This window comes from Pseudomonas sp. GW456-L12, assembly GCF_059424045.1.
The window spans coordinates 221,957-239,767 of the sequence record NZ_JBWKZA010000009.1 but is presented as its reverse complement, the minus strand read 5'-3'; the positions used below and the strand labels follow the sequence as shown (position 1 = coordinate 239,767).

At 65.0% G+C, this 17,811-nt stretch carries 15 protein-coding genes; 7 read left to right on the top strand and 8 right to left on the bottom strand.

Annotation, left to right across the window (positions count from 1 at the left end; all coding sequences use genetic code 11):
- Positions 1-129: 129 nt before the first annotated feature.
- Together purL and AC07Y9_RS14825 are read left to right on the top strand one after the other, a co-directional pair.
- Entirely contained in the window at positions 130-4,026 is a 3,897-nt protein-coding gene (purL, locus tag AC07Y9_RS14830) for a phosphoribosylformylglycinamidine synthase (RefSeq protein ID WP_102679297.1), read from the top strand.
- Between the two features lie 5 nt (positions 4,027-4,031).
- Positions 4,032-4,343, top strand: coding sequence for a YqfO family protein (locus tag AC07Y9_RS14825; protein WP_007927731.1), 312 nt, complete (start codon positions 4,032-4,034; stop codon positions 4,341-4,343).
- A gap of 78 nt (positions 4,344-4,421) precedes the next feature.
- On the opposite strand, the gene nagE is transcribed toward AC07Y9_RS14825, so the two are convergent.
- The 7 genes from nagE to AC07Y9_RS14790 form a co-directional block, all read right to left on the bottom strand.
- Positions 4,422-6,140, bottom strand: a complete 1,719-nt coding sequence (gene nagE / locus AC07Y9_RS14820; protein WP_102679296.1) for an N-acetylglucosamine-specific PTS transporter subunit IIBC — start codon at positions 6,138-6,140, stop codon at positions 4,422-4,424.
- A gap of 26 nt (positions 6,141-6,166) precedes the next feature.
- Positions 6,167-8,689 (bottom strand): phosphoenolpyruvate--protein phosphotransferase, encoded by a 2,523-nt coding sequence (gene ptsP, locus AC07Y9_RS14815; RefSeq protein ID WP_102679295.1) that lies wholly within the window; start codon positions 8,687-8,689, stop codon positions 6,167-6,169.
- Between the two features lie 30 nt (positions 8,690-8,719).
- A complete protein-coding gene (locus AC07Y9_RS14810) occupies positions 8,720-9,742 on the bottom strand; it encodes an SIS domain-containing protein (RefSeq protein ID WP_102679294.1) in 1,023 nt (340 codons plus the stop codon).
- Positions 9,723-10,829 carry an N-acetylglucosamine-6-phosphate deacetylase gene (nagA, locus tag AC07Y9_RS14805; RefSeq protein WP_087091336.1) on the bottom strand — a complete coding sequence of 369 codons (1,107 nt, stop codon included), beginning with the start codon at positions 10,827-10,829 and terminating at the stop codon, positions 9,723-9,725. The genes AC07Y9_RS14810 and nagA overlap by 20 nt, the downstream gene beginning before the upstream one ends.
- 44 nt (positions 10,830-10,873) lie before the next feature.
- Positions 10,874-11,605 carry a GntR family transcriptional regulator gene (locus tag AC07Y9_RS14800; RefSeq protein WP_009042314.1) on the bottom strand — a complete coding sequence of 244 codons (732 nt, stop codon included), beginning with the start codon at positions 11,603-11,605 and terminating at the stop codon, positions 10,874-10,876.
- 295 nt (positions 11,606-11,900) lie between these two features.
- Positions 11,901-12,404 carry a L,D-transpeptidase family protein gene (locus AC07Y9_RS14795; protein ID WP_007927719.1) on the bottom strand — a complete coding sequence of 168 codons (504 nt, stop codon included), beginning with the start codon at positions 12,402-12,404 and terminating at the stop codon, positions 11,901-11,903.
- Between the two features lie 47 nt (positions 12,405-12,451).
- Positions 12,452-13,003: an NUDIX hydrolase gene (locus AC07Y9_RS14790; RefSeq protein ID WP_102679293.1), complete on the bottom strand. Its 552-nt coding sequence runs from the start codon at positions 13,001-13,003 to the stop codon at positions 12,452-12,454.
- 147 nt (positions 13,004-13,150) lie between these two features.
- Between AC07Y9_RS14790 and AC07Y9_RS14785 the strand changes: the two genes are divergently transcribed.
- The 5 genes from AC07Y9_RS14785 to purT all read left to right on the top strand — a co-directional run bounded on the left by AC07Y9_RS14785 (position 13,151) and on the right by purT (position 16,389).
- The gene (locus AC07Y9_RS14785) at positions 13,151-13,750 is read left to right on the top strand and encodes a CoA pyrophosphatase (RefSeq protein ID WP_007927715.1); all 600 of its coding nucleotides are present in this window, start codon (positions 13,151-13,153) and stop codon (positions 13,748-13,750) included.
- Between the two features lie 66 nt (positions 13,751-13,816).
- The gene (locus tag AC07Y9_RS14780) at positions 13,817-14,341 is read left to right on the top strand and encodes a gamma carbonic anhydrase family protein (protein ID WP_007927713.1); all 525 of its coding nucleotides are present in this window, start codon (positions 13,817-13,819) and stop codon (positions 14,339-14,341) included.
- Positions 14,338-14,550 (top strand): DUF1289 domain-containing protein, encoded by a 213-nt coding sequence (locus tag AC07Y9_RS14775; RefSeq protein ID WP_007927703.1) that lies wholly within the window; start codon positions 14,338-14,340, stop codon positions 14,548-14,550. The genes AC07Y9_RS14780 and AC07Y9_RS14775 overlap by 4 nt, the downstream gene beginning before the upstream one ends.
- A gap of 86 nt (positions 14,551-14,636) precedes the next feature.
- Positions 14,637-15,104, top strand: a complete 468-nt coding sequence (locus AC07Y9_RS14770) for a VUT family protein (protein ID WP_053259746.1) — start codon at positions 14,637-14,639, stop codon at positions 15,102-15,104.
- 103 nt (positions 15,105-15,207) lie between these two features.
- The gene (gene purT / locus AC07Y9_RS14765) at positions 15,208-16,389 is read left to right on the top strand and encodes a formate-dependent phosphoribosylglycinamide formyltransferase (protein ID WP_102679292.1); all 1,182 of its coding nucleotides are present in this window, start codon (positions 15,208-15,210) and stop codon (positions 16,387-16,389) included.
- A 91-nt stretch (positions 16,390-16,480) separates the two neighbouring features.
- Here the strand turns inward: purT and AC07Y9_RS14760 are convergent, their stop codons facing one another.
- Entirely contained in the window at positions 16,481-17,797 is a 1,317-nt protein-coding gene (locus AC07Y9_RS14760) for an MFS transporter (protein WP_102679291.1), read from the bottom strand.
- Positions 17,798-17,811 lie beyond the last annotated feature (14 nt).

Genomic DNA, 17,811 nt, shown 5'->3' with positions numbered 1-17,811 from the left:
TCACAGGGTGCTGCGCGCGGGCCGACGTCTGGCCGCGCTCGGGCGTGCCGTTTCGGGTGCCGTCGCGGGCGGTTTACGCTAGAATGCACGGCCTCAAAGCACACCCCCCTTCCCGAGGCTGTCCCGAAGATGTTGATCCTGCGCGGCGCTCCTGCCCTTTCTGCCTTTCGCCACAGCAAACTCCTTGAGCAACTGAGCCAGAAGGTTCCAGCTGTCAGTGGCCTGTATGCTGAATTCGCTCACTTCGCCGAAGTTACCGGCGTCCTGACCGGCGACGAACAGCAGGTGCTTGCGCGCCTTCTGAAGTACGGCCCAAGCGTACCGGTGCAAGAACCTACCGGTCGTCTGTTCCTGGTGCTGCCGCGTTTCGGCACCATCTCGCCATGGTCGAGCAAGGCCAGCGATATCGCCCGCAACTGTGGCCTGAGCAAGATCCAGCGCCTGGAGCGCGGCATTGCCTTCTATGTGGCCGGTGAATTCAGCGACGCGCAAGCGCAGTTGATCGCCGACACTCTGCACGACCGCATGACCCAGATTGTGCTGGGCAACCTGGAGCAGGCTGCCGGCCTGTTCAGCCATGCCACGCCGAAGCCGCTGACCGCCATCGATATCCTCGGTGGTGGCCGCGCCGCGCTGGAACAGGCCAACACCGAACTGGGCCTGGCCCTGGCCGAAGACGAAATCGATTACCTGGTCAACGCCTTCCAGGGCCTCAAGCGCAACCCGCATGACATCGAACTGATGATGTTCGCCCAGGCCAACTCCGAGCACTGCCGTCACAAGATCTTCAACGCCAGTTGGGACATCGACGGCCAGAGCCAGGAAAAAAGCCTGTTCGGCATGATCAAGAACACCTATCAGATGCACAACGAAGGTGTGCTGTCGGCTTACAAGGACAACGCCTCGGTGATCGTCGGCAATGTCGCCGGCCGTTTCTTCCCGAACCCTGAAACCCGCCAGTACGGCGCGGTGCAGGAGCCGGTGCACATCCTGATGAAGGTCGAGACTCACAACCACCCGACCGCCATCGCCCCGTTCCCGGGCGCATCCACCGGTTCCGGTGGCGAGATCCGCGATGAAGGTGCAACCGGGCGTGGCGCCAAGCCAAAGGCCGGCCTGACCGGTTTCACCGTATCCAACCTGCAGATCCCGGGCTTCGAACAGCCGTGGGAAGTGCCGTACGGCAAGCCTGAGCGCATTGTCACCGCGCTGGACATCATGATCGAAGGCCCGCTGGGCGGCGCCGCGTTCAACAACGAATTCGGTCGTCCGGCCCTGACCGGCTACTTCCGTACCTTCGAACAGTCGATCGCCACCCCGCACGGTGACGAGGTTCGTGGTTACCACAAGCCGATCATGCTGGCCGGCGGCATGGGCAACATTCGCGAAGAGCACGTCAAGAAAGGCGAGATCGTCGTTGGCTCCAAGCTGATCGTCCTCGGTGGCCCGGCGATGCTCATCGGCCTGGGTGGCGGCGCCGCTTCCTCCATGGCCACCGGCACCAGCTCGGCGGATCTGGACTTCGCTTCCGTTCAGCGTGAAAACCCGGAAATGGAGCGTCGTTGCCAGGAAGTCATCGACCGTTGCTGGCAGCTGGGCGACAAGAACCCGATCAGCTTCATCCACGACGTTGGCGCGGGCGGTCTGTCCAACGCCTTCCCGGAACTGGTCAACGACGGCGACCGCGGTGGCCGTTTCGAACTGCGCAACATTCCAAACGACGAGCCGGGCATGGCCCCGCACGAAATCTGGAGCAACGAATCCCAGGAACGCTACGTTCTGGCCGTCGGCCCGGCCGACTTCGAGCGCTTCCAGGCCATCTGCGAACGTGAGCGTTGCCCGTTTGCCGTCGTCGGTGAAGCCACCGCCGAACCGCATCTGACTGTCACGGACAGCCACTTCGGCAACAGCCCGGTGGACATGCCACTGGAAGTGCTGCTGGGCAAGGCGCCGCGCATGCACCGTTCGGTGGTTCGCGAAGCCGAGCTGGGCGACGATTTCGACCCGTCGAACCTCGACATCGGCGAAAGCATCGAGCGCGTCCTGCATCACCCGGCCGTCGCGAGCAAAAGCTTCCTGATCACCATCGGCGACCGCACCATCACCGGCCTGGTGGCCCGTGACCAAATGGTCGGCCCATGGCAGGTTCCGGTGGCCGACGTGGCCGTCACCGCCACCAGTTTCGACGTCTACACCGGTGAAGCCATGGCCATGGGCGAGCGTACTCCGCTGGCGCTGCTGGACGCCCCGGCGTCGGGCCGCATGGCCATCGGCGAAACCCTGACCAACATTGCCGCGTCGCGCATCAACAAGATCTCCGACATCAAGCTGTCGGCGAACTGGATGTCCGCCGCCGGCCACCCGGGCGAAGACGCACGGCTGTACGACACCGTGAAAGCGGTCGGCATGGAGCTGTGCCCTGAGCTGGGCATCACCATTCCAGTGGGCAAGGACTCGATGTCCATGGCCACGCGTTGGAACGACAACGGCGAAGAAAAAACCGTGACCTCGCCGATGTCGCTGATCGTGACCGGTTTCGCGCCTGTGGCGGACATCCGCCAGACCCTGACCCCGCAACTGCGCATGGACAAGGGCACCACCGATCTGGTCCTGATCGACCTCGGTCGTGGCCAGAACCGCATGGGCGCCTCGATCCTCGCCCAGGTGCACGGCAAGCTCGGCAAGGAGGCCCCGGACGTCGATGACGCCGAAGACCTGAAAGCCTTCTTCGCGGTGATCCAGGGCCTCAACGCCGACGGTCACCTGCTGGCTTACCACGACCGTTCCGACGGTGGCCTGCTGACCAGCGTGGTGGAAATGGCCTTCGCCGGTCACTGCGGCCTGAACCTGAACCTCGACGCCCTGGCCGAGAGCTCGGCCGAGATTGCCGCCATCCTGTTCAACGAAGAGCTGGGTGCGGTGATCCAGGTGCGCCAGGACGCAACCCCGGATGTGCTTGCGCAGTTCAGCGCCGCCGGCCTGGGCGACTGCGTGGCGGTGATCGGCCAGCCGGTCAACAACGGCCATATCAACATCACCTTCAACGGCGAGAATATCTTCGCCGGCGAGCGTCGCCTGTTGCAGCGCCAGTGGGCTGAAACCAGCTACCAGATCCAGCGCCTGCGGGACAACGCCGACTGCGCCGAGCAGGAATTCGACGTCCTGCTGGAAGAAGACAACCCGGGCCTGAGCGTCAAGCTGAGCTTCGACGTCAACCAGGACATCGCCGCGCCTTACATCAAGAAAGGCGTGCGTCCCCAGGTTGCCGTGCTGCGCGAGCAGGGCGTCAACGGCCAGGTGGAAATGGCCGCGGCGTTCGACCGTGCCGGCTTCAACGCGATCGACGTGCACATGAGCGACATCCTCGCCGGTCGCGTCGACCTGAACGACTTCAAGGGCATGGTCGCCTGCGGCGGCTTCTCCTACGGCGACGTACTCGGCGCCGGCGAGGGCTGGGCCAAGTCGGCACTGTTCAACAGCCGTGCCCGCGACGCCTTCCAGGGCTTCTTCGAGCGCAGCGACACCTTCACCCTCGGCGTGTGCAACGGTTGCCAGATGATGTCCAACCTGCACGAGCTGATCCCGGGCAGCGAGTTCTGGCCGCACTTCGTGCGCAACCGGTCCGAGCAGTTCGAGGCCCGTGTGGCGATGGTCCAGGTCCAGGAGTCGAACTCGATCTTCCTGCAGGGCATGGCCGGTTCGCGTATGCCGATCGCCATCGCCCACGGCGAAGGCCATGCGGAATTCGAAAGCGCAGAAGCGCTGCTTGAAGCCGACCTGTCCGGTTGTGTGGCCCTGCGTTTCGTCGACAACCACGGCAAGGTCACCGAAAGCTACCCGGCCAACCCGAACGGCTCGCCGCGCGGGATCACTGGCCTGACCAGCCGCGACGGCCGCGTCACCATCATGATGCCGCACCCTGAGCGGGTATTCCGCGCCGTGCAGAACTCCTGGCGTCCGGAAGAGTGGAACGAAGATGCGGCGTGGATGCGCATGTTCCGTAACGCTCGCGTGTGGGTGAACTAAGACCCGTGTACAAGCTCAGCTTTTTCGTCCCGCCCAGCCACGTGGATGTGGTCAAGAACGCCGTATTCGCCGCCGGTGGCGGACGGATCGGCGCTTACGACCAGTGCGCGTGGCAGGTGCTGGGCCAGGGCCAGTTTCGCCCGTTGGACGGCAGCCAGCCGTTTCTCGGGCAGACCGGCCTGGTCGAGCAGGTGCAGGAATGGAAAGTCGAGCTGGTGGTGGCCGACGAGTTGATCCGTAGCGTGGTGATGGCCCTCAAGCAGAGCCATCCCTACGAGACACCGGCTTATGAAGTCTGGCGTCTGGAAGACTTCTAAGGCCCCGCCCATGAAAAAGCCCGCTGAACCGGTAACGGTCAGCGGGCTTTTTTGTGCCTGCTCTCCGGCAGGAGAGGGTCAGACCTTGGCGCTGACCTCGCTGCGGTTGATCAGGCTATCCAGGGCTTGGCTCAGGCTCGCGGCCTTTTCCCCGATCAGCAGGTGCCAGACACCATCGTCGAGCTGGCTGGAACCCTGGCAGCCGAGGTTCTTCAGCTGGCATTCCGACAGCGCCTTGTTGTCGCCCAGTTGCACCCGCAGGCGGGTCATGGCCACGCAGTCCAGTTGCAGCACATTGTCGCTGCCACCGAAGGCGTCCAGCCATTTCACGGCTTCCTGGGGCGCAATGCTCACCGCTGGCGGTGCTTCGAAGGCGGCGGCAGGGCCTGGCTGTTCCAGTGGCTTGCCGCCGCTGGGCATGGCCAGGCGGATTTCATCGGCGATGCTGTCGGCCAGCGGGCCGACCACCACCTGCAGGCTGCCGCCCTTGCCGGGACGCACCACGGCCATGGCGCCAAGGGCCTTGAGGGCGCTGTCCGATGCCTTGCTGCGGTCGGCCAGTTCCAGGCGCAGGCGGGTGGTGCAGGCACCGACGGTTATCAGGTTATCCGCGCCGCCCAGGGCCTGGATATAGGCACCGGCGCGCTGATTGTTGGTCATGGTGGCTTTTTCGGTGCCCGGGGTGTCTTCGCGGCCCGGGGTTTTCAGGTTGAAGCGTTTGATGCAGAAGTCGAACACCAGGTAGTAGATCACCGCGTACAGCAGGCCCACCGGGAACACCAGCCAGCCGTTGGTCGAGCGGCCCCAGCCGAGGGCCATGTCGATGGCGCCGCCGGAAAAGGTGAAGCCCAGGTGGATGTTCAGCAGGTTGGTCAGGGCCATGGACAGGCCGGTCAGCAGGGCATGCACCAGGTACAGCATGGGGGCGAGGAACATGAAGGCGAATTCGATCGGCTCGGTGACCCCGGTCAGGAACGAGGTCAGGGCCATCGACAGGAAAATCCCGCCCATCACCTTGCGCCGCTCCGGCAGTGCATTGCGGTACATGGCCAGGCACGCCGCCGGCAGGCCGAACAGCATCATCGGGAACATGCCGGTCATGAACTGGCCGCCCTTGGGGTCGCCGGCGAAGTAGCGGGTCAGGTCGCCGGTGACCACGGCGCCGGTGGCCGGGTCGGTAAAGCTGCCGAAAATGAACCAGGCCATGTTGTTCAGGATGTGATGCAGGCCGGTGATGATCAGCAGGCGGTTGAACACGCCGAAAACGAAGGCGCCGAGGCTGCCACTTTCCATCAGCAACTGGCCGAAGCTGTTGATGCCGTGCTGGATCGGCGGCCAGATCAGGCCGAACACCACCCCCAGGCCGACGGCGCTGAAGCCGGTGACAATCGGCACGAAGCGCCGCCCGCCAAAGAACGCCAGGTATTCCGGCAGCTTGATGTCCTTGAAGCGGTTGTACAGGGCACCGGCCAGCAGGCCGCTGATGATCCCGGCGAGCATGCCCATGTTGATACTGGCATCGAGCACCTTGAGGGTCGCGACCATCACCAGGTAGCCGATGGCCCCGGCCAGGCCGGCTGTGCCGTTGTTGTCCTTGGCGAAGCCCACGGCGATGCCGATGGCGAAGATCAGCGCCAGGTTGGCGAAGATGGTCTGGCCGGCATCGTGGATGATCGCGATGTTCAGCAGGTCGGTGTCGCCCAGGCGCAGCAGCAGGCCGGCGATCGGCAGGATCGCGATCGGCAGCATCAGGGCGCGGCCCAGGCGCTGCAGGCCTTCGATGAATAATTGGTACATGGCGTGTCTCCCGGTGTTCTTGTTATTCAGCTCAGGGGCCAGTGTTGGTGGCAGGCATGACGCACCGCCGAGGCACTGCTCAGGTTCAGCAGGTCATGGCTGAGGCGTCGGCATTGCGCAGCGTCCAGTTGGCGGACCCGCTCCTTGATTTCGCCCACTTGCGGTGGGCTCACCGACAGCTCGCTGACCCCCAGGCCGATCAGCACCGGCGTCGCCAGCGGGTCGGAGGCCAGTGCGCCGCACACGCCGACCCAGCGCCCATGCCTGGCCGCGCCGGCGCAGGTCTGGGCGATCAGTCGCAACAACGCCGGGTGCAGCGCATCGACCCGGGCGGCCAGGCCGGCATGGTCACGGTCCATGGCCAGGGTGTATTGCGACAGATCGTTGGTGCCGATGGAGAGGAAGTCGGCGTATTCGGCCAGTTGCTCGGCGAGCAGGGCGGCGGCCGGGACTTCGATCATCACCCCCAGCTCCGGGCGCTGGCTGATCCCCAGCTCGGCGCACAGGCAATCGATGCGTTCGCGGATATGCAGCAGTTCATCGAGCTCGCTGACCATCGGCAGCAGGATGCGGCAGCGTTGCAGCGGGCTGACCTGCAGCAGGGCCCGCAGTTGCTGGTCGAGCAGTTCCGGGCGGGCCTGGGCCAGGCGAATGCCGCGCAGGCCCAGCACCGGGTTGGCTTCCACCGGTAGCGGCAGGTAGTCCAGTTGCTTGTCGCCGCCCACGTCGATGGTGCGGATGATCACCGACTTGTCGCCCATGGCGTCGAGCACAGCCTGATAAGCCAGGCGCTGCTCCTGTTCGTCGGGGGCGGTATGCCGGTCGACAAACAGAAACTCGGTACGCAGCAGGCCGACGCCATCGGCACCGTTGGCATGGGCGCCCTGGGCTTCCTGGCTGGAGGCGACATTGGCGGCGACCTCGATCGCCTGGCCGTCGAGGGTCCTGGCCGGCAGTTGGGCCTGTTGCTGTTGTTGCTCGCGGCGTTGCTGACGGAACAGATGGCTCTGCCGGACCTGTTCGATACGCGTGCTGTCCGGCGTCAGTTCCAGGCGCCCGTGGTCGGCATTCAGCACCACCTGCTGGCCTTGCGGCACATCGAGAAGCTCCGAGCCCAGGGCCACCAGGCAGGGCAGTCCCTTGCCGCGCGCAAGGATCGCCACGTGGGAGGTGGCGCCGCCGGCCGCCATGCACAGGCCGGCAGCGCCTTGCTCGCTCAGTTGCAGCAGGTCGGACGGGGTCAGCTCGTGGGCCGCGACTATGGCGCCGGCCGGCAACTGGTAATGCCAGGCCTCGCCGAGCAGGGCGCGCAGGACCCGCTGTTGCAGGTCGCGCAGGTCGTTGGCGCGTTCGGCGAGCAGGGCATTGCCCAGTTGCAGCAGGATCTCGCACTGTTCGCCGATGGCGTCGCTCCAGGCGTGGGTGGCGGCGCGTCCCTGGCCGATGCTCTGGCGGGCGGCATCCAGCAGCGCCGGGTCTTCGAGCAGGGCCAGATGGGCGGCGAAGATCGCTTCTTCCTGATTGTCCTTGCGTTGCCGGGCGTGGTCCAGGGTGCCGCGAATGTCGCTGCGAACCTTGTCCAGGGCCAGGTCCAGCGCCAGCAGTTGTTCCTGTGGCGGGTGACCGCCGCTGTCTTCGGGCAGGGTCATGGCGGTCAGGTGAAACAGTGGCCCGCAGACCAGCCCGGGGGCGGCGCAGACGCCCTGGATCACCCCGGCTTCGGCGGGGCGCTGGGGCGCGACGGCCTTCACCGCTGGCGCCGCGGCATGGGTGTCTTCGGCCAGCGGGGTGGCGAGGGCGTCCAGCAGCGCCAGCAGGGCGGCCTTGCAGTCCTTGCCCTGGCAACTGACCCGCACCTCGTCCTGCTCGCCGACCCCCAGTCCCATCAGGCTGACCAGGCTGTCGCAGGACGCCGACTTGCCGTTGAAATGCAGGTGCGCCTTGCTGCTGAAGCCCTGGGCGGTCTGGCGTATCAGCGCGGCCGGCCGGGCATGCAGGCCGCCACGATGATTGACCCGGGTCTGGCCTTCCACCTCGTCGGTCGAGGTGTCACCCGCTTCCGCCTGGGCCGTGTTGGCCGCGCGTGGAACGATGTGCAGCAGCGGTTCGCCGACTTTCACCGATTTCAGGGTGATGGGCAGGGTCTGGAAGTGTTCGCCGTTGGTCAGGATCATCAGGCTGATCAGGCTTTTGCTGTTGCGCGCGACCTGGTCGAGATCGAAGCGCAGCAGGGCCTGGCCGCTGCTGACCCGGGCGCCTTCCTGCACCAGCATGGAGAAACCCTCGCCTTGCAGCTGGACGGTGTCCAGGCCCAGGTGCAGCAGCAGTTCCGCGCCATTGTCGGCGCGCAGGGTTACCGCGTGGCCGGTGCGGGCGGCATGCACCACCACGCCGGCGCAGGGGGCGTGCAGGGTGTTGTTCAGCGGGTCGATGGCGATCCCGTCGCCCATGGCGCCGCTGGAAAACACCAGGTCGGGCACCCTGGCGAGGGTGAGCACCGGGCCGCTCAAGGGAGCGCCGAGCGTCAGGTCTTTATTGTTGTTGTGCATGGCGCAGTACTCATCCGTTGAAGGAAAGGCTCAGTGGGTGCGGGTCACTTTGCTCAGGTGCCGTGGCTGGTCCGGGTCCATGCCCCGGGCCTCGGCAAGGCTTGCGGCCATGCCGTAGAAACTCTGGATCGCCAGGATCGGATCGAGGGCCGGGTGTTCGGCCCGTCCCAGGGTCAGGTCGCGTTCGACGATGTCGTCCGGCGCCGCCAGCAGCACCCGGGCGCCACGCTGGCGCATGTCGGCGGCGAGGCTGATCAGGCCGGCCTGCTCCGCTCCCCGTGGGGCGAACACCAGCAGCGGGTAGTTGTCGCCGATCAGCGCCATCGGGCCGTGGCGAACTTCCGCGCTGCTGAAGGCTTCGGCCTGGATCGCCGAGGTTTCCTTGAGTTTCAGCGCCGCTTCCTGGGCGATGGCGAAACCGGCGCCACGGCCGATCACCATCAACCGTTGGCTATCGCGCAAGGCCTCGACGGCCGGGCTCCAGTCCTGGGTCGCGGCTTCGCGCAGGCCCTGGGGCAGGACGAGGCCGGCTTCCAGCAACTGCGCGTCCTGTTTCCAGTGAGCGATCAGGCGGGCGCTGGCGCTGAGGGTGGCGATAAAGCTCTTGGTTGCCGCCACGCTGCGTTCGGCGCCGGCGTGCAGCGGCAGGCAGAACTCGCTGGCGGCTTCCAGCGGAGTGTCCTGGGCGTTGACCATGGCCACGCTCAAGGCCCCGCGTTTGCGCAGCAGGCGCATGCTGTTGACCAGGTCGGGGCTTTGCCCGGACTGGGAAAAGGCGAACGCCGCCTGGCCGCTGACCCGCAGCGGCGCCTGTTGCATGGTCACCACCGACATCGGCAGGGACGCGACCGGGAAACCCAGCTGCTGCATGGTCAGGTAGGCGAAATAGCTGGCGGCATGGTCGGAGCTGCCGCGGGCGACGGTCATCACCACTTGCGGCGGCTGGCGGTTCAGGCGCCCGGCCACCTCGATCAGTTGCGGGTCCAGGTGCTGCAACTGGCCTTCGACGGCCGCGGCGGCGGACAGCGCCTCTTCAAGCATTTTTGAAGTCAATGTCTTCTCCTTCGACCATCACGGCGGTCAGTGTGAGTGAGCGGTCCAGGCACACGCAGTCGGCCCAGCTGCCGACCTGCAAGCGCCCGCGTTCGGCCAGGCCGAGATAATCGGCGGGAAACTGTGACAAGCGTTGCGAAGCCTCGGCCAGGGGCAGGCCGATCTTCACCAGGTTGCGCAAGGCCTGGTCCATGGTCAGGGTGCTGCCGGCCAGGGTGCCGTCCGGCAGGCGCACGCCGCCCAGGCATTTGGTCACGGTGTGGCTGCCGAGCTTGTATTCGCCGTCCGGCATGCCGGCCGCCGCGGTGGAGTCGGTGACGCAGTACAGGCAGGGGATCGAGCGCAGGGCCACGCGCATGGCGCCGGGGTGCACGTGCAGCAGGTCGGGGATCAGTTCCGCGTACTGGGCGTGGGCCAGGGCGGCACCGACTATGCCGGGCTCGCGGTGATGCAGCGGGCTCATGGCGTTGTACAGGTGGGTGAAGCTGGTGGCCCCGGCGTCGAGCGCGGCCACGCCTTCCTCATAGCTGCCCAGGGTGTGGCCGATCTGCATGCGGATGCCGCGGGCGCTGAGGGCACGGATCAGCGCGTCATGGCCGGCGATTTCCGGGGCGATGGTGATCACCCGGATCGGCGCCAGGCGCAGGTATGCCTCGACTTCGGCCATCAGCGCGGTGTGGGCGAAATTGGGCTGGGCACCGAGCTTGCCCGGGTTGATGTACGGGCCTTCCAGGTGCACACCGAGTACCCGGGCGCTGCCGCTGGGGCGCTGTTCGCAGTATTCGCCCATGGCGCCCAGGACCCGGGTGATCTCCTCGGTCGGTGCGGTCATGGTAGTGGCCAGCAGCGAGGTGGTGCCAAAACGCACGTGGGTGCGGGTGATGGTCTCGAACGCCGGGGCGCCTTCCATGATGTCCTTGCCGCCGCCGCCGTGCACATGCAGGTCGATGAAGCCCGGCAGCAGGTAGGGCAGGTCGTTGTCCGCCGGGTCGCAGGGGCTGCCTTCGATGCCGGTGACCTTGCCGTCCCGGTGGTTCAGGCGGCCGCGAATCCAGCCTTGCGGGGTGAGGATGTTGTGTTCGGACATGGGCAGCTCTCTGGGACGGATTCTTGGCGACTCGGCGGCCAGGCTCAGCGACGCAGCTCGGCGACAAAGTCGTAATAGTCGTTGCGGCAATAGGTGTCGGTGACTTCGATCGGGGTGTTGTCCTCGAGGTAGCCGACACGGGTCATCAGCAGCATCGCGGTGCCGGGGGCGATGCCCACCAGGGCGGCGAACTCGGCGCTGGCGTTGATCGCCTGGATGTGCTGCAGGGCACGGACCACCGGGCGGCCGATGCCATCGAGGTAGGCGTAGAGCGAGTCGCCCACGGCATCCGGCTGGGCAATGATCGTGGCCGGCAGGGTGCTCATTTCGATCGCCATCACCGTGTCGTCGGCTTTGCGCAGGCGCTTGAGGCGCGCCACCTTGTCGTTCGGCGACAGGCCGAGGCGGATCAGTTCTTCGTGGGTCGGCGTGGTGATTTCCCGCTCCAGCCATTGGGAACCGGGCACGAAGCCCTTGAGGCGGAGCATTTCGCTGAAGCCCGATAGCCGCGACAGCGGTTGTTCCAGGCGCGGGGTAATGAAGGTGCCGGAGCCCTGGCTGCGGCGGATCAGGCCTTGTTCGAACAGCACTTCCAGGGCCTTGCGCGCGGTGACGCGGGAAATATTGAGCATCTCGCTCAGGTTGCGTTCCGAGGGCAAGGCCTGTTCGGCTTTCCACTGGCCGGCATGGATCGCGGCTTCAAGGTTGCGCGCCAGTTGCAGGTACAGCGGGGTCGGCTGGGTATCGTCAGGGCGCAGGGCCAGGATGTGGTTCATCTGTCGAGATTCCGATGCGTTATTGGTTTGTTGTCGCCCGGTAATGTGGCAAAAACTAATACCACTTAAATACCATGTCAACGCCAGTAGTGTGACGGTGACGCACGAAAACAGGCGCTTTATGGGCGTTGGCGGGGATGGTTTGGGGAAGTGGTATTAGGGCGGTCTGGCCGTGAATGCGAAAATCGCAGGGGCGGCGGTTTTTCGAACGGGAATTGGTATTCACCTTTCGAAGCCGGCGCGGCCTGCGATTTTTTTTGTAACGGAGATGTTTTAGCGGCGTTTCATCGAGGAATCAGGGGCGGATTTCGATCATCGTGCCGTCCGGGACCAGGCCCCAGACTTCGCGCATGTCGACGTTGCGCATGGCGATGCAGCCGTCGGTCCAGTCCAGGGTATGGAAGTACTGCTCCGGGTAGTCTTCGCTGTCCGGGGTACCGTGGATCATGATCATGCCGCCGGGCTCCACGCCCTCGCGGCGCGAGCGGGCGGAATCGCTGATGTTTGGGTAGGAGATATGCATGGCCAGGTTGAAGCGGTCGCTGGTCTTGCGCCAGTCCAGCCAGTAGAAGCCTTCCGGAGTGCGCTTGTCGCCTTCCATGAGCTTCGGCCCCTTGGGGCGTTTACCCAGGGAAATGCGGTAGGTCTTGATGGGTTTGCCGTCGTTGATCAGTTGCAACTGATGGGCCGACTTGAGGACCAGGACTTTTTCAATGACCTTGCCGTTCAGGGTATCCGTCGCGGAGGCGTGGGAGACCGCGATAACCGAGTAGCAGAAAAGAGCGAGCAACCAGCGCATGAAACGATATCCCTAAGAGTACACAGGTGCCGCGTACGTTTTGTTGTTTAAGTGAGGGCAGGCTGAGCCAGGGGCGGAATGGACTCGGAACGCACGGGGTATTGCTCGTTCCGCCGGTCAGCGAAGAAACATTCTAAGGTACGCCCGACCGTGCGAAAAGCCAGCTCGGACCAGGGAATGTCGGCTTCTTCGAAAAGCCGGACTTCCAGGCTCTCTGCGCCAGCGGCGAAATCCAGGTCCGCCAGCTCGGCGCGGAAGAAGACATGCACCTGGCTGATGTGCGGGACGTCGATCAGGGTATAGATGCTCAGGTTGCGGACCCGGGCGCAGGCCTCCTCGAACGTCTCGCGAATCGCCGCCTGTTCGACGGTCTCGCCGTTCTCCATGAAACCGGCCGGCAGCGTCCAGTAGCCACGACGCGGCTCGATCGCGCGTCGACACAGCAGCACCTGGGTACCCCAGGTAGGCAGGCAGCCGGCGACTATGTTCGGGTTCTGGTAATGGATGGTCTGGCAGTTGTCGCAGACAAAACGCAGGCGCGAATCGCCTTCGGGAATGCGTTGGGTGACCGGGTGACCGCACTGGCTGCAGAATTTCATGCTGGGTATCCGAAAAGGCTGCACCTATCTTGGCGTGCACGGGGCTTTGTCGGCAAGTTGTCGTTACGCGACATGGCGTGGATCGGGGCTTGGGCGGTCGGTTTGTTTGGTGCATGATGCAAGGTAGTCGACAGATCGAGAAGACTCATGCTGGACGAGCTACTGCACCGGGTAAGCAACCATACGCCGCGACCGCTGGAGACGGATCGACGTTTCCCCGAGGCCGCCGTGCTGGTGCCCATTACCCGCAGTGACGAGCCTGAGCTGGTGCTGACCCTGCGCGCCAAAGGATTGTCCACCCACGGCGGCGAAGTGGCGTTCCCCGGCGGCCGCCGCGACCCGGAAGACCCCGACCTGGTTTTTACCGCCCTGCGCGAAGCCGAAGAGGAAATCGGCCTGCCCCCGGGGCTGGTGGAAGTGATCGGCCCCCTGAGCCCGCTGATTTCCCTGCACGGGATCAAGGTCACGCCCTATGTCGGGGTGATTCCCGATTACGTCGAATACCTGGCCAATGACGCCGAGATCGCCGCGGTGTTCAGCGTGCCGCTGGAGTTTTTCCGCCAGGACCCGCGCGAGCATACCCACCGCATCGATTATCAGGGCCGCAGCTGGTACGTGCCGAGCTACCGCTTCGGCGAGTACAAGATCTGGGGCCTGACGGCGATCATGATCGTCGAGCTGATCAACCTGCTGTATGACGCCCAGATCAGCCTGCACCAGCCGCCCAAAAGCTTTATCAATATTTGAAGCCATCGCTCGTATGGCCTGAACCCCACTGTGTATATGAACCTGCCTGGCCTTGAGGACAACAATATGAAATACCGCCTGGGCGACGCCCGTGTCGAAACCCACCCGCAAAGCTGGGTCGCACCCAATGCCACGCTGGTGGGCAAGGTCAAGCTGGAGGAGGGGGCTAACGTCTGGTTCAACGCGGTGCTGCGTGGCGACAACGAGCTGATCCTGATCGGCAGGAACAGCAACGTGCAGGATGGCACGGTGATGCATACCGACATGGGCTTTCCGCTGACCATCGGCACCGGCGTGACCATTGGCCACAACGCCATGCTGCATGGCTGCACCGTCGGCGACTACAGCCTGATCGGCATCAATGCGGTGATTCTCAACGGCGCGAAGATCGGCAAGAACTGCATCATCGGCGCCAACTCGCTGATCGGCGAAGGCAAGGAGATCCCCGACGGTTCGCTGGTGATGGGCTCGCCGGGCAAGGTGGTCCGTGAACTGACCGAGCAGCAGAAGAAGATGCTCGAAGCCAGCGCCGCGCACTATGTGCATAATTCCCAGCGTTACGCCCGCGATCTGGCCGAGCAAGAACAATGACCGAACCCGAAAAACCCGTCCGTTCGCCCTGCGTGAGCATTTGCGCGCTGGACGATGACGATATCTGCACCGGTTGCCAGCGCACGGTGAGCGAGATCACCCGCTGGAGCCGCATGGACAACGCCGAGCGCCGTGAGGTGCTGGCGCTGTGTCATGAGCGCGCCAAGTCCAGCGGGGTGCTGTGGATGATCGGCACCCAGTCCGGCTAGACGGCTATCTCGGGCCAGCCCCCGTCTGGCCCATCCCATCCGCCTGAAGTACCCTGTGCGCCTTACTGACAGGTACTTTTCGCCCCATGCTCTTCCTGATCGCCTATATCGGCAGTGTCGTACTGATCAACTACGCTTTTTCTACCGCTCCGCACCTGGACATCATCTGGTCGGCCTGGGGCGGGCTGGTGTTCGTCCTGCGGGACATGGTGCAAACCCGCTTCGGTCATGGCGCACTCGTCGCCATGCTGGTGGCGCTGGTACTGTCCTACGTGACCTCCGACCCGGCCATCGCCCTGGCCAGCGCCACGGCGTTCGCGGTCTCCGAGTGCATCGACTGGCTGGTGTTCAGTATCACCAAGCGCCCACTGCACGACCGCCTGTGGATAAGTTCGGCGTTGAGCATTCCCCTGGACACCTTTATCTTTTTCGGCCTGATAGACGCCTTGACCCCGGGCGTGATCCTCACGGCGCTGGGGTCGAAGTTCGCCGGCGTGACCGTGGTCTGGCTGGCCATGGCCTGGCGTTTGCGCAAGGCGGCGTGCGCCAGCTGAGGCCAAAGCGCGCGGTTCATGTAAAATGCCGCGCTTTCTTCCCCATGGGCCGCCCGCCTGGTGCGCGACCCTCGATGATCCGCTCCTTTTTGAGGACCTTCAGATGACCCGTATCGGAACTCCATTGTCGCCAACCGCGACCCGCGTTTTGCTGTGTGGCTGTGGTGAGTTGGGCAAGGAAGTGGTGATCGAGCTGCAACGCCTGGGCGTTGAGGTGATTGCCGTGGATCGCTACGCCAATGCGCCGGCGATGCAGGTCGCCCATCGCAGCCATGTGATCAACATGCTCGACGGTGCCGCGCTGCGCGCAGTGATCGAGGCGGAGAAGCCGCACTTCATCGTGCCGGAGATCGAAGCCATCGCCACCGCCACCCTGGTGGAGCTGGAGTCCGAAGGGTTCACCGTAATCCCGACCGCCCGGGCCGCCCAGTTGACCATGAACCGTGAAGGCATCCGTCGCCTGGCCGCCGAAGAACTGGACCTGCCGACCTCGCCTTACCACTTCGCCGACACCTTCGAAGACTACCGCAAGGCGGTGGACGACCTGGGCTTCCCTTGCGTGGTCAAGCCGGTGATGAGTTCCTCGGGCAAGGGCCAGAGCCTGCTGCGCAGCGTCGACGACGTGCAGAAGGCCTGGGACTACGCCCAGGAAGGCGGGCGTGCCGGCAAGGGTCGGGTGATCATCGAAGGTTTCATCGATTTCGATTACGAAATCACCCTGCTGACCGTGCGCCATGTTGGCGGCACCACCTTCTGCGCGCCGGTCGGCCACCGTCAGGAGAAGGGTGATTATCAGGAGTCCTGGCAGCCTCAGGCCATGAGCCCGAAAGCCCTGGCCGAGTCCGAGCGCGTGGCCAAGGCCGTGACCGAGGCCCTGGGTGGCCGAGGCCTGTTCGGCGTCGAGCTGTTCATCAAGGGCGACCAGGTCTGGTTCAGCGAAGTGTCGCCGCGTCCCCATGACACCGGCCTGGTGACCCTGATTTCCCAGGACCTGCCGCAGTTCGCCCTGCATGCGCGGGCGATTCTTGGCCTGCCGATTCCGTTGATCCGTCAGTTCGGCCCGTCCGCTTCGGCGGTGATCCTGGTGGAAGGCCAGTCGACCCAGACCGCTTTCGCCAACCTGGGCGCGGCCCTGAGCGAGCCGGATACGGCCCTGCGCCTGTTCGGCAAGCCCGAAGTCAACGGCCAGCGCCGCATGGGCGTGGCCCTGGCGCGCGACGAGTCGATCGAGGCCGCGCGGGCCAAGGCGACCCGCGCTTCCCAGGCGGTCGTTGTAGAGCTGTAAAAAACATCGCGGCAAGTCGGATCGCCGCCCGCTCGCTCCTACAAGGGTTGCGCTGAACCTGTAGGAGCGAGCTTGCTCGCGAAGCATTCTTTCAGGCGACCTGGTTCAGGTCGTTATTGCGCGTTTCCTTCAGGCACAGCACAGCGATCAGGCTGAGCACCGCTGCCGCCGACACATAGCCGCCAACCCAACTCAATCCCCCCATCGCCACCAGCTTCTGGGCGAAGAACGGTGCCGCCGAGGCGCCGACAATGCCGCCCAGGTTATAGGCCGCCGATGCGCCGGTATAACGCACGTGGGTCGGGAACAGCTCGGGTAGCAGGGCGCCCATCGGGGCGAAGGTCACGCCCATCAGGAACAGCTCGATGCACAGGAACAGCGCCACGCCCCAGGTCGAGCCCTGGGTCAGCAGCGGTTCCATGGTGAAGCCGGAGAGAATCGCCAGCAGGCCGCCGATGATCAGTACCGGCTTGCGTCCATAACGGTCGCTGGCCCAGGCCGACAGCGGCGTGGCCGCGGCCATGAACAGCACCGCGAAGCACAGCAGGCCGAGGAAGGTTTCGCGGCTGTAGCCGAGGGTCGCGACGCCGTAGCTCAACGAGAACACCGTCGAGATGTAAAACAGCGCGTAGCACACCACCATCGCCGCAGCGCCCAGCAACACCGGCAGCCAGTACTGGCTGAACAGCTCGACCAGCGGCATCTTGACCCGCTCCTGGCGGGCGATGGCGTTGGCGAATACCGGGGTTTCATGCAGTTTCAGGCGCACATACAGGCCGACCAGCACCAGGGCGGCGCTGAGCAGGAACGGAATCCGCCAGCCCCAGGAGCGGAACTGTTCGTCGCTCAGGCTCATGGCCAGGGGCAGGAACAGGCCGTTGGCCGCGAGAAAACCGATTGATGGTCCCAACTGCGGGAACATGCCGAACCAGGCGCGTTTGCCTTTGGGCGCGTTTTCCGTGGCGAGCAGCGCGGCGCCGCCCCATTCGCCGCCCAGCCCCAGGCCCTGGCCGAAGCGCAGCAGGCACAGCAGGATCGGCGCCCAGGCGCCAATGCTGTCATAGCCGGGCAGCACGCCGATCAGCGTGGTGCACACGCCCATCAGCAGCAGCGATGCCACCAGGGTCGACTTGCGGCCGATCCGATCGCCGAAGTGGCCGAACAGCGCCGAGCCCAGGGGGCGGGCGAGGAAAGCGATACCGAAGGTCAGGAACGCCGAGAGCATCTGGGCGGTGCCGGACGTCTGCGGGAAGAATACCGGGCCGATCACCAGTGCGGCGGCGGTGGCATACACGTAGAAGTCGTAGAACTCGATGGCGGTGCCAATAAAGCTGGCGGTGGCCACGCGGCTGGCGGAGTTGGTCGGCTGGGCAGGCACGGAGGCGCTGTAAGTGGTGCTGGTCGTCATGCGGTTATCCCTGA

What these genes read in the sequence shown, in the direction of transcription:
- purL (WP_102679297.1), top strand. Translation starts at nt 130, where the DNA reads ATGTTGATCCTGCGCGGCGCTCCTGCCCTTTCTGCCTTTCGCCACAGC.
- nagE (WP_102679296.1), bottom strand. Translation starts at nt 6,140, where the DNA reads ATGTACCAATTATTCATCGAAGGCCTGCAGCGCCTGGGCCGCGCCCTG.
- ptsP (WP_102679295.1), bottom strand. Translation starts at nt 8,689, where the DNA reads ATGCACAACAACAATAAAGACCTGACGCTCGGCGCTCCCTTGAGCGGC.
- nagA (WP_087091336.1), bottom strand. Translation starts at nt 10,829, where the DNA reads ATGTCCGAACACAACATCCTCACCCCGCAAGGCTGGATTCGCGGCCGC.
- AC07Y9_RS14800 (WP_009042314.1), bottom strand. Translation starts at nt 11,605, where the DNA reads ATGAACCACATCCTGGCCCTGCGCCCTGACGATACCCAGCCGACCCCG.
- AC07Y9_RS14795 (WP_007927719.1), bottom strand. Translation starts at nt 12,404, where the DNA reads ATGCGCTGGTTGCTCGCTCTTTTCTGCTACTCGGTTATCGCGGTCTCC.
- AC07Y9_RS14790 (WP_102679293.1), bottom strand. Translation starts at nt 13,003, where the DNA reads ATGAAATTCTGCAGCCAGTGCGGTCACCCGGTCACCCAACGCATTCCC.
- AC07Y9_RS14785 (WP_007927715.1), top strand. Translation starts at nt 13,151, where the DNA reads ATGCTGGACGAGCTACTGCACCGGGTAAGCAACCATACGCCGCGACCG.
- AC07Y9_RS14780 (WP_007927713.1), top strand. Translation starts at nt 13,817, where the DNA reads ATGAAATACCGCCTGGGCGACGCCCGTGTCGAAACCCACCCGCAAAGC.
- AC07Y9_RS14775 (WP_007927703.1), top strand. Translation starts at nt 14,338, where the DNA reads ATGACCGAACCCGAAAAACCCGTCCGTTCGCCCTGCGTGAGCATTTGC.
- AC07Y9_RS14770 (WP_053259746.1), top strand. Translation starts at nt 14,637, where the DNA reads ATGCTCTTCCTGATCGCCTATATCGGCAGTGTCGTACTGATCAACTAC.
- purT (WP_102679292.1), top strand. Translation starts at nt 15,208, where the DNA reads ATGACCCGTATCGGAACTCCATTGTCGCCAACCGCGACCCGCGTTTTG.
- AC07Y9_RS14760 (WP_102679291.1), bottom strand. Translation starts at nt 17,797, where the DNA reads ATGACGACCAGCACCACTTACAGCGCCTCCGTGCCTGCCCAGCCGACC.